9 protein-coding genes are annotated in these 14,748 nt (G+C 68.3%); 3 read left to right on the top strand and 6 right to left on the bottom strand.

Features of this window, described 5'->3' with window-relative positions:
* Nucleotides 1–14 precede the first annotated feature (14 nt).
* The 5 genes from ABD678_RS06795 to rsmI all read right to left on the bottom strand — a co-directional run bounded on the left by ABD678_RS06795 (nt 15) and on the right by rsmI (nt 4,850).
* Nucleotides 15–554: a hypothetical protein gene (locus ABD678_RS06795; protein WP_344755030.1), complete on the bottom strand. Its 540-nt coding sequence runs from the start codon at nt 552–554 to the stop codon at nt 15–17.
* 10 nt (nt 555–564) lie between these two features.
* The gene (rsmA, locus tag ABD678_RS06790; protein ID WP_344757110.1) at nt 565–1,392 is read right to left on the bottom strand and encodes a 16S rRNA (adenine(1518)-N(6)/adenine(1519)-N(6))-dimethyltransferase RsmA; all 828 of its coding nucleotides are present in this window, start codon (nt 1,390–1,392) and stop codon (nt 565–567) included.
* Nucleotides 1,393–1,434: 42 nt separating this feature from the next.
* On the bottom strand, nt 1,435–2,349 hold the full coding sequence (locus tag ABD678_RS06785; protein WP_344755028.1) for a TatD family hydrolase: 915 nt from the start codon (nt 2,347–2,349) through the stop codon (nt 1,435–1,437).
* A gap of 3 nt (nt 2,350–2,352) precedes the next feature.
* Nucleotides 2,353–3,930: a methionine--tRNA ligase gene (gene metG, locus ABD678_RS06780; RefSeq protein WP_344755026.1), complete on the bottom strand. Its 1,578-nt coding sequence runs from the start codon at nt 3,928–3,930 to the stop codon at nt 2,353–2,355.
* Between the two features lie 107 nt (nt 3,931–4,037).
* Nucleotides 4,038–4,850 carry a 16S rRNA (cytidine(1402)-2'-O)-methyltransferase gene (gene rsmI, locus ABD678_RS06775; protein ID WP_344755024.1) on the bottom strand — a complete coding sequence of 271 codons (813 nt, stop codon included), beginning with the start codon at nt 4,848–4,850 and terminating at the stop codon, nt 4,038–4,040.
* Between the two features lie 36 nt (nt 4,851–4,886).
* Between rsmI and ABD678_RS06770 the strand changes: the two genes are divergently transcribed.
* The 3 genes from ABD678_RS06770 (at nt 4,887) to ABD678_RS06760 (ending at nt 12,978) form a co-directional block, all read left to right on the top strand.
* The gene (locus tag ABD678_RS06770) at nt 4,887–6,518 is read left to right on the top strand and encodes a dolichyl-phosphate-mannose--protein mannosyltransferase (protein ID WP_344755022.1); all 1,632 of its coding nucleotides are present in this window, start codon (nt 4,887–4,889) and stop codon (nt 6,516–6,518) included.
* A 133-nt stretch (nt 6,519–6,651) separates the two neighbouring features.
* Nucleotides 6,652–9,708, top strand: a complete 3,057-nt coding sequence (locus ABD678_RS06765) for an FGLLP motif-containing membrane protein (protein ID WP_344755020.1) — start codon at nt 6,652–6,654, stop codon at nt 9,706–9,708.
* Between the two features lie 183 nt (nt 9,709–9,891).
* Nucleotides 9,892–12,978 carry an Ig-like domain-containing protein gene (locus ABD678_RS06760; RefSeq protein ID WP_344755018.1) on the top strand — a complete coding sequence of 1,029 codons (3,087 nt, stop codon included), beginning with the start codon at nt 9,892–9,894 and terminating at the stop codon, nt 12,976–12,978.
* Here the strand turns inward: ABD678_RS06760 and ABD678_RS06755 are convergent.
* Nucleotides 12,868–14,727: a thioredoxin domain-containing protein gene (locus ABD678_RS06755; RefSeq protein WP_344755016.1), complete on the bottom strand. Its 1,860-nt coding sequence runs from the start codon at nt 14,725–14,727 to the stop codon at nt 12,868–12,870. The genes ABD678_RS06760 and ABD678_RS06755 overlap by 111 nt on opposite strands.
* Between the last annotated feature and the right edge of the window lie 21 nt (nt 14,728–14,748).

Here is a 14,748-nt window from a genome sequence, read left to right as displayed (position 1 = left end):
ACCTAGTCGACCCGCTACCCGCCGCCTGACGGGCCGAGGCGGCCGAGGATGCCACGCAACTCGCTCTTCGCCGCGTCGAGCGTCTCACCGTCGAGGATGCGCGACCGGGTGAGCGCCACGAGTGTCTTGCCCGGCTTCGGCTCCGAGATCGCCGCAACCACCGTCTCGTCGGCGATCTTCCAGCGCGCCGTCGAGTAAAGGGAATCCGGGCTGAGCGACGCCGGTTCGCCGAGCTGTTCGACGAGTATGGCGATGACCTGGTCGAGGACCGCTTCCCGTGCGGCGCCGAGCGTCTTCGTCACCGAGGCCTCGAACGTCCCGTCGGCGCGCTGCCCGGGCAGCCGCCTGCCGATCGCCTGCTCGAAGCCGACCGTGACGCCCTGCGCCCACCAGCCGTCGATGCCGTGCTCCTCGACGAGCCAGCGCGCGATCCTCGGATGCGCCCAGTCGCGCGCTCCGGCCGCATCCAGGAGCGCGTGCCAATCGGCGCGCACTCGGCCGGTCGCTTCGAGCATCCGCTCGTCGCTCATCTTCTGGGGGGACACTGCCGCCATGACCGCAACGCTAGCCGACGCGGGCGATCGCGAGAAAGTCGGCGACCGAGAGTTGCTCGCCACGCGCGGTCGGGTCGATGCCCGCGGCCTCGAGGGTCGCGGATGCGGTAGTACCGAAGACGGGGACGAGCGCCTGCCGCAGCATCTTCCTGCGCTGCTGGAACGCGGCATCCACGATCGCGAACATCGCGCGCCGCTCCCCCTCGGTGCCGAGGGGGGTCGCGTGACGCTCGAAGCCGACCAGGATCGAGTCGACGTTGGGGACCGGCCAGAACACCTGACGGCTCACCTGGCCGGCCGTGCGCCAGGCGCCGTACCAGGCGGCCTTGACGCTCGGGCTGCCGTAGACCTTCGAGCCGGGAGGAGCGGCCAGACGCTGGCCCACCTCGGCCTGCACCATGACGAGACCGGTGCGCAGGCGGGGAAAATGCTCGAGCAGGTGCAGGAGCACGGGCACCGAGATGTTGTACGGGAGGTTCGCGACGAGAGCGTTCGGGTTGCCGGGAAGCTCGGTAACCGTCATGGCGTCGGCCGTGACGACCGTGAGCGGGGCATCCGGATGCAGTTGGTCGACGGTCTTCGGCAACTGCCCGGCGAGCCGAGGGTCGATCTCGACGGCCACCACGGATGCCCCCGTCGCGAGCAGGCCGAGGGTGAGCGAGCCGAGGCCGGGGCCGACCTCGACGACCGTGTCGGCATCCGTCACCCCCGAGGCCGCGACGATGCGGCGCACCGTGTTGGCGTCGACCACGAAGTTCTGGCCGAGCTTCTTGGTCGGCTGCAGCCCGAGCAGTTCAGCGAGGTCGCGGATCTCCGCCGGCCCCAGATACCCGCCCATCACCGCCATCAGCCCGTCGCCCCCATCAACCCGTTGCTCCCATCAGAGGGGGCGGTCGACGGGTTCGGCGTCCCAGGAGCCGTAGACGAGCTCGGTGTTCGAGGAGACCTGCGCGGCGAGCATCGACACGTCGGTGCCGAGATGCTCGGCCATCGCGCGCAGGGTGTGCGGGATGAGATATGGGGAGTTCGGTCGCCCACGGAAAGGGGTGGGGGTGAGGAACGGTGCATCCGTCTCGATGAGGATGCGGTCGCGCGGGATCGCCGCGAGCGCCTCTCGCAGCCCGCCGGCGTTCTTGAACGTCACGGTACCGGCGAAGGACAGATACCAGCCGTGGTCGACGCAGAGCCTGGCCATCTCAGCGTCGCCCGAGAAGCAGTGGAACACCGTGCGCTCGGGGGCGCCGACGCGCAGCAGGGTCGCGATCACGTCACCGTGCGCATCCCGGTCGTGGATCTGCATGGCAAGGTCGTGCTTCTTCGCGATGCCGATGTGCGCCTCGAAGGAGCGGAACTGGGCGGCCCGCCCGCCCTCATCGGTGCGGAAGAAGTCGAGGCCGGTCTCCCCGATCGCCCGCACGCGCGGACGGGAGGCGAGTTCGTCGATCTCGGCGAGCGCGGCATCCAGGGTGCCGGCCGCCTCGTAGTTCGGCGCCTCGTTGGGATGGATGGCGACGGCCGCGAGCAGGCGCGGCTCCCGCGCGGCCATCTCCGCCGACCAGCGCGAGGTCTCGAGGTCACCGCCGACCTGGATGACGCCGCGGATGCCGACCGCACTCGCGCGGTCGAGGTGCTCCCGATAGTCCAACGGGTTGCTTCCGTCGGCGATCTCCAGGTGCGCGTGGTTGTCGTACACGCCCACCGTGAGCGCTTCAGGCAGCGGCGGGTAGCTGAGGTCCCGCGTCTGGCCGTGCTCGGTCGTGTTGTCACGCTGCCGGATGTACTGGGAATCGCTCATCGGCTACACCGCCGAAAGTGCGGTCTCGATGCGGGGGAAGAGCGGCTCGAGCGGAGAGACCCTGCTGCCGGGCGCGAGTTGGCCCCAGCTCCCGGCCTCGCGGATGCGCTGCTCGGCGAGCGCCCCCGCCGCGCCGATCGCCGCCCACAGCTTCTCCGTCGCGACGGGCATGACCGGGGAGAGCAGTACCGCGAGTGCGCGAAGCCCCTCGGCGACCGTGTACAGCACGGTGCCCAGCCGCTCCCGGTCGGCATCCGACTTGGCGAGCGACCAGGGCTCCTGCGCCGTGATGTAGCCGTTGAGGTCGTCGACGACAGTCCAGATGGCCTCGATCGCCTGGTCGATCGCGAGGCGATCCATGGCGGCATCCGCGTTCTTCGCCGCCGCCGAGACGGCCTGCTGGATGGCGAGGTCGTCGTCGGTGTATCCGCTCGGCGCCGGAACGAGCCCGTCGAAGTATTTGCCGATCATGGCGATCGCGCGCGAGGCGAGATTGCCGAAGCCGTTGGCGAGCTCGGAGTGGTAGCGCGCCGAGAGGTCCTCCCAGCTGAACGAGCCGTCCTGCCCGAAGTTGATCGCGCTCAGGAAGTAGAACCGGAAGGCATCCGATCCGAAGGTCTCGGTGATCTCGCTCGGCGCGATACCGGTGAGCTTCGACTTGGACATCTTCTCGCCGCCGACGAGCAGCCAGCCGTGACCGAACACCTGCCGCGGCACCTCCACCCCTGCCGCCATGAGCATGGCGGGCCAGATGACCGCGTGGAAGCGCGCGATGTCTTTTCCGACGAGCTGGACGGCCGGCCAACGACGGTCGAACTGCACCTGGTCGGTTCCATAGCCGATCGCGGTGATGTAGTTGAGCAGCGCATCGAACCAGACGTAGACGACGTGCGTATCGTCCCAGGGGAGCTTGATGCCCCAGTCGAAGCTCGAGCGTGAGATCGAGAGGTCGCGAAGCCCCTGCTTCACGAACTGGATGATCTCGTTGCGCACGCTGTCCGGCTGCACGAACCGAGGGTTCGCCTCGTAGAGGTCGAGCAGCCTCTGCCCGAAGTCGCTCATCCGGAAGAAATAGTTGGTCTCCTTGAGGATCTCGACCGGCTTCGAGTGGATGGCGCAGACCTGCTGGCCCTCGTACTCGCCGGCCCCCGGCACGAGCTCGTTCGGCTGCTTGTACTCCTCGCAGCCCACGCAGTAGTAGCCCTCGAATTCGCCGAGGTAGATGTAGCCGTCGTCGTAGAGCTTCTGCAGGAAGAGGGTCACGCCCTGCTCGTGCCGAGCATCCGTCGTGCGGATGAAGTCGTCGTTGGCGATGTCGATCGTCTTGAGCAGCGGCTTCCAGGCCGACTCGACCAGCTCATCCGCCCAGGCCTGCGGTGTCGTGTCGTTGGCGATCGCCGTGCGCAGGATCTTCTCGCCGTGCTCGTCCGTTCCGGTGAGCAGCCAGGTGTCGTCGCCGGCCTGCCGGTGCCAGCGCGCGAGCACGTCGGCGGCGACCTCGGTGTAGGCGTGGCCGATGTGCGGCACGTCGTTCACGTAGAAGATCGGCGTCGCGATATAGAAGGAGCGGTCGGCGGCCATGCGCTCAATCCTATTCCGCGCGCTGGAGCCATGACGGTTGCACAGCAACCGTGCGACGCCAGCGCCGACCGAGCCTGCAAGGGCGGGTTGACTCAGTCGCGTAGGGCTTACGGACGGGAGCTCAACGCGCCCTGATAGAGGCTGCGACGGCTGAGCCCGGTGGCCTCGGCGACCTCGCCGGCGGCATCCTTGAGGCCCGTTCCGGCCGCGACGAGCGCAAGCACCTGTGCGATCCCCCCGTCGAGAGATGCGGATGCCGGCTCGGCCCCGGCGACGACGATGCAGATCTCGCCGCGCACCCCGGATGCCGCCCAGGCGGCGAGCTCATCGGCCGTTCCCCGACGCACCTCCTCGTGCAGTTTCGTCAGCTCCCGCGCGACGACGACGCGACGCGCGCCACCGAGTGCCGCCGCGAGGTCGGCCAGGGACTCGGCGAGGCGGTTGGGCGACTCGAAGAACACCATCGTGCGCTCCTCGTGTGCGAGTGCGGAGAACCAGGCCACACGCCCCTTGCGCGGGACGAACCCCTCGAACGTGAACCGATCGGTCGGCAGGCCGGAGACCGCGAGCGCGGTGAGCACCGCGCTCGGGCCGGGGATCGCGGTGACGGTGACGCCGGCCGCCGCGGCCGCCGCCACGAGGGGGAAGCCGGGGTCGCTGATCGCCGGCATGCCGGCATCCGTCAGCACCAGGACATCCGCGTCGCGCGCGAGCTCGACGATCTCGGCGGCCTTCTCGACCTCATTGTGCTCGTGGAGCGCGATCAGGCGCGGCCGGTTCTCGATGCCGAGCGCGCGCAGCAGGTGCATGGTCGTGCGGGTGTCCTCCGCGGCGATCGTCTCCGCGTTCTCGAGCGCTTCGACCAGCCGCCGCGACGCGTCGCCGAGGTTGCCGATGGGGGTGGCCGCGAGGATGATCACCGCCCCATCCTCCCATTCGGCGGCTAGCATGGCGGGGTGACCGGTGGCCGCGAGTTCGATGAGGTGGTCGCCGGGGGGCTCCACCCTGCCGGCACTGCGGCCGAGCCACGCGGTTCGCGCCTGGACGCCTGGTGGGGGCGGATGCTGTCGAGCCCGGGCAGGCAACGCGCCTGGGCGTGGGGCGGCCCGATCGCGGTCACCGTGCTCGCGGCGGTCCTGAGGCTCTGGAACCTCGGCAACCCCCACTTCCTCGTGTTCGACGAGACCTACTACGTCAAGGACGCCTGGACCCTCCTCCACCTCGGCTACGAGTCCCAGTGGCCCGCCGAGGCCAACGCCTCCTTCAACACCGGCAGCGTCGACGGCTACCTCGACACCGGCTCCTACGTCGTGCACCCTCCGCTCGGCAAGTGGATCATCGCGATCGGCCTCGCCATCTTCGGCGCACAGGATGCGGTGGGCTGGCGTATCGGCACGGCCGTCGTCGGCATCCTGCTGGTCGCCCTCGTCACCATCATCGCGAAGGGCCTCTTCCACTCGACCCTGCTGGCGACGATCGCCGGCGGCCTTCTCGCGATCGACGGCAACGCGATCGTCATGTCGCGCGTCGCCCTGCTCGACGGCATCCTCGCGTTCTTCGTCCTTCTGGGCTTCGGCGCCATCCTTCTCGACCGCGGCCACAGCAGGCGCCGCCTCGACCGCTGGCTCCGGCGACGAGCGGATGCCGGCCGCACGATCGACTGGGGGCCCGCGCTCTGGTGGCGCCCCTGGCTCCTCGCGGCGGGGCTCGCCTTCGGACTCGCTTCCGCTGTCAAGTGGAACGGCCTCTACTACCTGGCCGGTTTCGCCCTCTACACACTTGTCGTCGACGCCGTGGCCCGCCGCCGCGCCGGCGTCACCTTCTTCGGCAGCGGCACGGCGTTCAAGCAGGCTCCGGCGACCTTCCTGCTCATGGTCCCGATCGCACTCGCGACCTACCTCGTGACCTGGACCGGCTGGTTCTCCACCGACGGCGGCTACTACCGGCACTGGGCGGAGCAGGCCGGTAACGCCTGGCAGGGGCTGCTCGCCTGGGTCCCCCTCGACCTGCAGAGCTTCTGGCACTACCAGGCGAGCGCCTACGCCTACCACATCGGCGAGCACCAGCCGCACGGCTACCAGGCGAATCCGCTCACCTGGCTGCTCATGGTGCGCCCGACCGCGATGTACTACCTCGGGACGGACCGGGGGGAACTCGGATGCGAGTTCACCCGCTGCGGCGAGTCGATCACCGGCATCGCCAACCCGTTCATCTGGTGGGCCGCCGTCGCCGCCGCCTGCTACTTGGTCTATCGGCTGGTGCGATACCGGGAGTGGCAGGTCGGGGCCATTCTCATGGGACTCGCGGCCGGCTACCTGCCGTGGCTTCTCTACCTGAACCGCACGGTGTTCCAGTTCTACACGATCGTGTTCGAGCCGTTCCTCATCCTCGCTCTCGTCTTCACGATGGGCCTGCTGCTCGGGAAGAGGACGGATGAGACCTGGCGCCGGTTGGGCGGCATCCGGCTTCTCGCGGTCGTCCTGGCCGCGATGGTGCTCGCGAGCGCGTTCTTCTTCCCGCTCTGGACCGGGATGCAGGTGCCGCTCGAGTTCATCCAATCGCATTACTGGCTTCCGACCTGGCGATAGCGCCTTCGCGATATACCACTTGCTGATATCGACTCGATTCAACGCTAGATTGTGTTGAAGCGCCGGACCCGCAGCCGCCGCAACCCAACCCCCGTGCCGCCAGCCGGCAACCCTGCAGTGAGGGAAGTCGCCCGTGATCTCGCGCAAGATAGCCGCCGTCGGCGCCGTCATGGCGCTCGTCGGGCTCTCCGTCGTCACCGGATCGATGGCGGCCTATGCCGCTATCCCGGCCCCGCCGACCATCAACCAGACGTTCTCCCCCTGGACCACGAGCTACGACCAGCCGACGTTGCAGGGCAACAAGGACATCGACGTCACCCAGGTCGACGTCTACCTGAGCAACGACGTGGTGAGCAACGTCCCGTACTGCACAATGACCGACACTCCGGGTGGGACAGGGTGGTTCGGCTGCGCTCCGACCTCGGCAAGCCTCGCGTTGGGCGACAACTACCTTGCGGCCACCGCCACGAATGTGGACGGGACCTCCGTGCTCGGCCCGTCCATCCTCATCACCCTCGTGAACCCGCCGACGATCACCTCGCCGGCAGATGACATCTACACGAACGACAACATGCCGACGTTCGCCGGCACAGCCGAGGGAAGCTACTTCACCGTCTTCACGACGGATGAGTCCTTCACCTTCTGCGACGGAACCGTGGTCAACCTCAGTTGGAACTGCGAGGCCTCACCGGCGCTGCCCGACGGCGACTACGAGTACATGGTCAGCACCTCGTACAGCGCCACAGAGGTCTTCTCGACTTCCCGGTTCATCCACATCGATACGGTCGCCCCGGCAGCGCCCGTGATCGACGCGATGGTGACCCCGGTCGACAGCAGCCCTGGAGCGCCCGTCTCCGGCAGTGCCGAGGAGAACGCCACGATCGACCTGTTGGTCGACGGCGTCTCCGTGCCGTGCAACACCGGGCCGATCGACTACACCGGTTACTGGTCCTGCAACCTCCCGGATGGCCTGCCCGCAGGACCGCACACCCTGACCGCATTCCAGACCGACCTGGCCGGCAACATCTCCCCCCTGAGCGTCGGTGAGTCTTTCACCGTCACCGACAACACCCCACCCGCTGCGCCGATTGTGACCTCGCCCATCGGCGACATCTTCGCCGGCATGAACCTCGTCGTTACCAATGACACCAACCCGACCGTCTACGGAACCGGCGAGCCCGGTGCGACCCTGGATGTTGTCGGCAACACCTGTATGATCGTGCCGACGATCGTGGATGGCAGCGGCAACTGGTCGTGCCAGTTGACGACGCCGATGACCCCGGACGGCGACTACGACGTGCACTTCGGCCAGACCGATGCCGCCTTGAACTCGTCGCCGCTCACGAGTCCCTTCGTCCGCTTCTCGCTCGACACCGTCGCACCGACCTACTTCGAGTTGTGGACGCCCACCGGCACCACATCAGGAGGTGTGACGACCGCGACGACCTCGAATCCGCATCCGTTCATCTCCGGCAACGGGGAGGGCAGCGCACGGATCTACATCTATCGCAACGGGTCGATTCCTGTCCCGTGTGACGAGGGCCCGCAGTACGCCGGAGAGGGTGGCTTCGGCTGCACCGTTGCGCCGGCGCTCAGCCCCGGAACCTACAACTTCGGCTTCACCCAGGTCGACAGCGCCGGCAACTCGAGCGGCAGCCCGGTCGTCTACCTGAGACTGACAGTTCTCGCACCGCCGGCACCGCCGGCACCGCCGCCCGCGCCGCAGCCGACCGTCGGCATCCTCTGGTCGCTCGCGTTCACGTCGGACAACGACGCGCCGACTCCCGGCCAGAACGTCGTCCTCACCGGTAGCTCGCTGCCGGCGGGAGCCACGGTCGTGGGCGAACTCCACTCCGACCCGGTGCCCCTCGGTACCACGGTCGTCAAGGACGACGGCACGTTCACGCTCAACACCCACATACCGAACACCGTCGCGCCAGGCGATCACCACTATGTCGTCACCGTGAGCCCCCTCGACGGCGAGCCGCAGACCGTAGAGAGCCCCGTCACCGTCATGGCGGCTCCCGAGTCCGTCATCCCGCCGCCGCCCGCCGTCACGGACAAGGACCTTCCCCCGCTTGACCCGGGTGGGTCGGGCGTCACCGCGGCAACGGCGGACCGCACGGAACCGGCGGCTCCGAGCACCCTGAGCCAGTCGTTGCCGACGCTGCAGGACATCATCACCAACCCGGTCGTGCTCGCTGCGGCCGCCGGGAGCAGCCTCGCCCTGCTGTTCCTGGTCGCCCTGCCCGCCGAGCTGCTGAACTCGACCCTCGACGAGAACTACCAGCGACTGTTCGGCCGGATCCGCAAGCCGAAGCTGCCCTGGCTGGATCGCGTGCGAAATCGATTGAAGAGGACCCCGGTCGTCGGCGGTCTCGCCCTCACGACGCTCGCGGCCCTCATCCTGAGCTTCTCCGATCCGCGATTCGGATTCGACCTCACCTCCCTGCGGTTGTTCCTGGCCTGCGCCATCGGCATGTTCGTGCTGGGCTGGATCGCGAACGTGATCACGAGCGCCATCCTCCAGCGGCGCTGGAGCATCGCCTCGGTCATCGAACTCCAACCGTTCGGCCTGCTCGTCGCCCTCGCCGGCGTCGTGCTCTCCCGGTTGCTCGACTTCGCACCGGGGCTCCTCATCGGGCTCGTCCTCGGACTCTCGCTGAGCGCCTCCGCGAAGCTGCGGGACGAGGCCCGGTACGTGCTCACCTGGGCGGGCGCCATACTCGGTCTGTCGATCGTCGGCTGGCTCGGCTACAGCTTCTTCTCCGGCATCGTCGCCCCCGGCACCTTCGGCGGCGCGCTCGTCGACGACACCTTCGTGGCCGTGGCGACCGAGGGCATCTCGGGCCTCGTCATCGGGCTCCTGCCGATCGGCTTCCTGGACGGCCGCAGCCTCTACCGGCACTCCCGCTGGCAGTGGCTCGGAACCTACCTCGTCGCCCTCGTCGCGTTCTTCGCGGTGGTCGTGCCGAGCGGGGCGCTGTGGGGCGACATCCAGGGTCCGTTCTGGATCTGGCTGGCGGTGCTGCTCGCGTTCGCCGCCCTGTGCGTCGGGGTTTACCTGTGGTTCCGGGCGCATCCGGAACCCGAGGATGACACGGACGCTTCCGACGGCATCGCAGAATCGGCGGCCGGACGCGAGGCTGCAACCACCGACCATCGCGAGCACGAGACGGTGTCCCGCTAGCGTCACACCGTTGCTCCGGTGGTGTGCACCTGGCCTTCCCACCTAAGCGATATATTCGTTAGTGACAACTGCTCCGTCAAGTATTAGATTGTTGTCACTGTCTGGGGCCTCCTCTCTGGTTCCTGGCTCTTACCCGAATTTCCGTCCCCCGCGGAATTGTGCCTATCCGAGAGAAGTCCCCTTATGGGCGTGCGCAAAGTCGCCACGATCATCACCGTCAGCGCCATCGCCCTGTTGTCCGTGGCGATCGGATCGTCGCCCGCCTGGGCTGCCGTACCCGCGGCGCCCGTGATCGACCAGCCCCACGATCCCTGGGTCACCACCTCCAGCCAGGAAGCCCAGATCCACGGGTCGATGGATGTCGGGGTCGACGTCGTCACCGTCAGCGTATCGAGCGACAACATCACCTTCACACCACTCTGCACCATGGTGAATCCGAACCCCGAGTCGAAACAGGTCTGGTCGTGCTCCGGCGATGGCGGGTCTTTCACCGGTTCCCTGCAGCTGGGGCTCAACTACCTCCGGGCGACGGCGACCAATGGTGACGGGACGTCGCTCCCGAGCGCCACGATCCTGATCACCCTCGTCGACAAGCAGAACGATGAGCCGCCGACCAGCGTTGACCCGCCGACGATCACCTCCCCGGCGGGCGACTCATACACGAATGACGACACCCCGTCATTCACGGGGACCGCCGGCGGGCAGGCCTTCCAGGTGACGACGGACACGAGCGTCGTACTGTGCTCCGGAACCGTGCACGACCTCGCCTGGGAGTGCACGGCCGACCCTGCGCTGGCCGACGGGAACTACACGTACCGCGTGACGAGCGACGAGCTGCAGTCGGAGCCGCGGACCATCCACATCGACACCGTCGCCCCGACCCCACCGACCATCAACGGTTTCGAGGGAATGGTCGACAGTTCTCCTGCGCCGACGATCAGCGGGGGCGCCGAGGGTGGCGCGACCGTCCAGCTCCTCGTCGACGGCGTCCCGGCAGACTGTGCGGCGGGGGCGATCCTCGCGGATGACGCCGGGGCCTGGTCGTGCACGCTCACGGCGATCCTGTCGGAGGGCGACCACGACCTCACCGCCACGCAGACCGACCTCGCCGGGAACACGTCGGAGCTGAGCTCGCCGGCCGTGACGATCACCATCCGCGACAGCACCCCGCCGGCACCCCCCGTCATCACCTCGCCCGCCGGCACCACCTCCGAAAGCACGATCGAGGCCCTGACGAACGATCCGACCCCCACCATCGTCGGCACAGGTGAACCCGGTGCGATGATCGATTCGGTGGCGGGCGCCTGTACCGAGACGGTCACGGTGAGCATCACCGGAGACTGGAGCTGCACTCTCGAGACCTCGCTCATCCCGGACGGGACCTTCCTCCTTCCCTTCACCCAGACCGACGTCGCCGGCAACACCTCGGCTCCGGCGAGCCCGGAACTGAGCCTGACCGTGGACACGACCGCGCCAGAGGCCTTCGAACTGTGGACGCCGACCGGCCCGACGTCCGACGGTGTCGTCCTCGCGACGACGACGAGCGCGCATCCGCTCATCTCCGGCATGGGCGAACCCGACGCCACCCTGCGGATCTATCGCGACGGATCGATCCCGGTCGACTGCCGGGAGGGAACGCAGGTCTCCGGCGAGAGCGGTTTCCGATGCACACCGAGCGCCGCCCTCGGCGTCGGGGTGCACTACTTCGCGTTCTCCCAGACCGACCTGGCCGGAAACTCGAGCGGCTCCTCGATCGTGAAGCTTCGGCTCACGGTTCTCGCTCCGGCCACTCCGCCGGCAACCCCGCGGCCCAACCCACCGCTCGGCTCACTGCCAACCCTCTCCGCCTCCTGGTTCCTGAATTTCCACGCGCTCGGCGGAAGCCCGGCGCCGGGACAGAACATCACTCTGGTCGGCAGCGACCTGCCGATCGGTGCGAAGGTGACCGCGGAGCTGCACTCGACCCCGGTTCCACTCGGCACCAGCGTCGTGAAGGGCGATGGAACGTTCCGGCTCAACACCGTGATCCCGAATACGGTCGTTCCCGGCCTGCACCACTACGTGGTCACCGTCGCACCCCCTGGCGATGTGGCCCAGACCGTAGAGGTTCCGGTCACGATCGTCGCTGCGGTTCCTGCGGTGATTCCCGCACCGGTACCCGCTCCGACCATCGTCCTGCCTCCCCTCAGCGCTCCGAGTGCGGTCCAGGACCACCGCGACGAGCCGGCAGCGCCCAATGTCCTCAGTCAGGCACTGCCCGCCGCGCAGAGTCTCTTCATCGATCCCGCGGTCATCGGTGCCGCGGTGGCGAGCAGCCTCGCCTTCCTGTTCCTCGTGGCCTTCCCCGCCGAGCTTCTCAACTCGACGATCGAGGAGAACTACGGGCGCCTGTTCGGTAGGATCCCGAAACCCAAACTGCCGTGGCTCTCCCGGATGCGCTCCTGGCTCGCCCAACGACGCCTCGTCGGCGGCCTCGCGGTCACGACGCTCGCGGCACTCATCTTCAGTTTCTCCGACCCCCGCTTCGGCTTCGACCTCTCGTCGCTTCGGCTGTTCCTCGCGTGCGTCATCGGCATGTTCGTGCTCGGCTACGCCGCGAACGCGATCACCGGCATCATCCTCAAGAGGCGCTGGAGCATCGCCTCGGTCATCGAGCTCGAGCCCTTCGGCCTCGTCGTCGCGCTCGTGGGCGTCATCCTCTCCCGACTGCTCGACTTCACACCGGGGCTCCTTGTCGGCCTGGTCCTCGGGCTCTCCCTGAGCGCGTCGGCAACCCTCAAGGACGAGGTCCGGGAAGTGCTCATCTGGGCGGCGATCGTGCTCGGCATCTCTGTGGCCAGCTGGGTCGTCTACAGCCTCATGAATGGGGTCGTGGCGCCGAACACGTTCGCCGGGGCCCTGTTCGACGACTCGCTCGTGGCCGTCGCCGTGGAGGGTATCTCCGGGCTCGTCATCGGGCTCCTGCCGATCGGATACCTGGACGGCGCGAGCCTGTTCCGCGGCGGTAAAGTCCGGTGGACACTCACCTACCTCGTGGCGCTCGTCGCGTTCTTCCTCATCGTCCTGCCGAGTGGGCAACTGTGGGGACAGATCGACGGTCCGTTCTGGATCTGGTTGACCGTCCTGCTCGTATTCGCCGCCGTGTGCGTGGGAGTCTACCTATGGTTCCGCGCGCATCCCGAGGCCGACGAGGCCGGAAACGTCGGTGACCGGGAGCCGGCAGACGAAGTCGCTGCACAGGTAGGCGGTGGGCAGACCGTCGTGAAGTGACCTGCCCTCGAACAGCTCGAATCCTGCGTCGGACCATTCCGCCGCACCGGATGCCGACACCGTCACCGAGACTCCGCCGGCCTCGAACCACCCCCGGGCGGCATCCGCGAGCGCAGCATCCGGATCGTCGGTCACCACGACGAGCTGCGTCACGGGCGATGCGAGCGCCGACATGACCGCGAGCGCGGAACCGAAGCCGAGCGGCTGACGCACCGCGGGACCGGCGAGCCTCTCCATGGCGCGGCCGCTCTGACGCAGGTACTCGCGTTCGCCCCTGAGGAGGTAGAGCAGGTACGACGCCTCGGCGAGCGCACTCGTCCCGGAGGGCAGCGCGCCCTCGGTGGGGTCGACACCGGCGTCGATGCCGAATCCGGCGAGTGTCGGATCGCCACCACCCGGAATCGCGAACCCCTCGTCCGTCGTGCAGGCATCGACGAGGCGGCGTGCCTCACCTGCCCACCGCAACTCCCCCGTGGCCTGGGCCAACTGCAGGAGCCCACGAGCCAGCAGGCCATAGTCCTCGAGTGTGGCCCTTGCCGCAGAGGGGTTTCCAGCCAGGGTGGCCCTGACCAGCTCACCCGACTCCTTCACTTGGGACGCGAGGATGGTGGTGGCGGCATCGCGCGCGGCATCCAGCCAGTCGTCGCGGCCGAAGCGGTGGCCGGCGCTCGCGAGCGCCCCGATGGCCAGACCGTTCCAGCCGGTGAGCACTTTCTCATCGAGCGCCGGATCCGGTTGGGCGGCGCGATCCTCAGCGCTCAACGAGTAGTAGTCGCCCTCGGTGAGGTATCCGTCCACGAAGCTCTCGCTGTTCTGCGCGGAGGCGAAACCACCCGGCAGCCGCATGGTTCGCATCAGGAACGAGACGATCCCCTCCGCCGCCTCGCGGGCGAGGTCGGCGCGCTCGGGAACCTGGACGGCCAGCAGCGAATACGCCCGCAGCAGTCCCGCGTTGTCGTAGAGCATCCGCTCGTAGTGCGGCTCGGTCCAGTCCCGGCGCGTGGCGTACCGGAAGAACCCGCCCTCCACCCGGTCCCGGAGGCCCGAGTCGGCGATCGCCGTCAGTGTGCGATCGGCGAGAGCGATCGATTCGGGCGAACCGTGCTCGAGCAGGAAGTCGAGTACCGGAACCACCGGGAACTTCGGCGCAGACCCGAACCCGCCGAACTGCCGATCCTCGTTCGCCGCGAGGAGGTCGACGACCTTGTCGAGTTCCGCCCGGTCGGGAAGCGCCGCCGCCGGATGCGCGGCATGCCCCCGGATCGCGGCAGCGACATCCGCCGCATTCGACTCGACCTCGGCGCGCCGGTTCGCCCAGGCATCGGTGACGCCGTCGAGCACCTGCCGGAATGACGGATGGCCGGCCATGGCATCCGGCGGCCAGTACGTCCCGGCGAAGAACGCCTGCCCGGCGGGGGTCACGAAAACGTTGAGCGGCCACCCGAGGTTGGGCGTGAAGGCGCTCGCGGCGGCGAGGTACCCGGCGTCGACCTCCGGATGCTCCTCCCGGTCGACCTTGATCGAGACGAAGTTCGCGTTCAGCAGCCGGGCGATCGCGGGGTCGCTGAAGCTCTCCCTCGCCATGACATGGCACCAGTGACAGGTCGAGTAGCCGATCGAGACGAAGACGGGAACGTCACGGCGCGCAGCCTCCGCAAAGGGCTCCGGCCCCCACTGCTGCCAGTCGACCGGGTTGTCGGCGTGCTGGCGCAGGTATGGGCTGAGCGCCTCGGCAAGAACATTGGGCATGATCCCACGGTACGCCGCTGC

It is taken from the genome of Leifsonella bigeumensis (assembly GCF_039537265.1).
Taxonomy (GTDB): Bacteria; Actinomycetota; Actinomycetes; order Actinomycetales; family Microbacteriaceae; genus Terrimesophilobacter; species Terrimesophilobacter bigeumensis.
The sequence above is the reverse complement of the archived record's forward strand: the minus strand, read 5'-3'. Positions and strand labels throughout refer to the sequence as shown.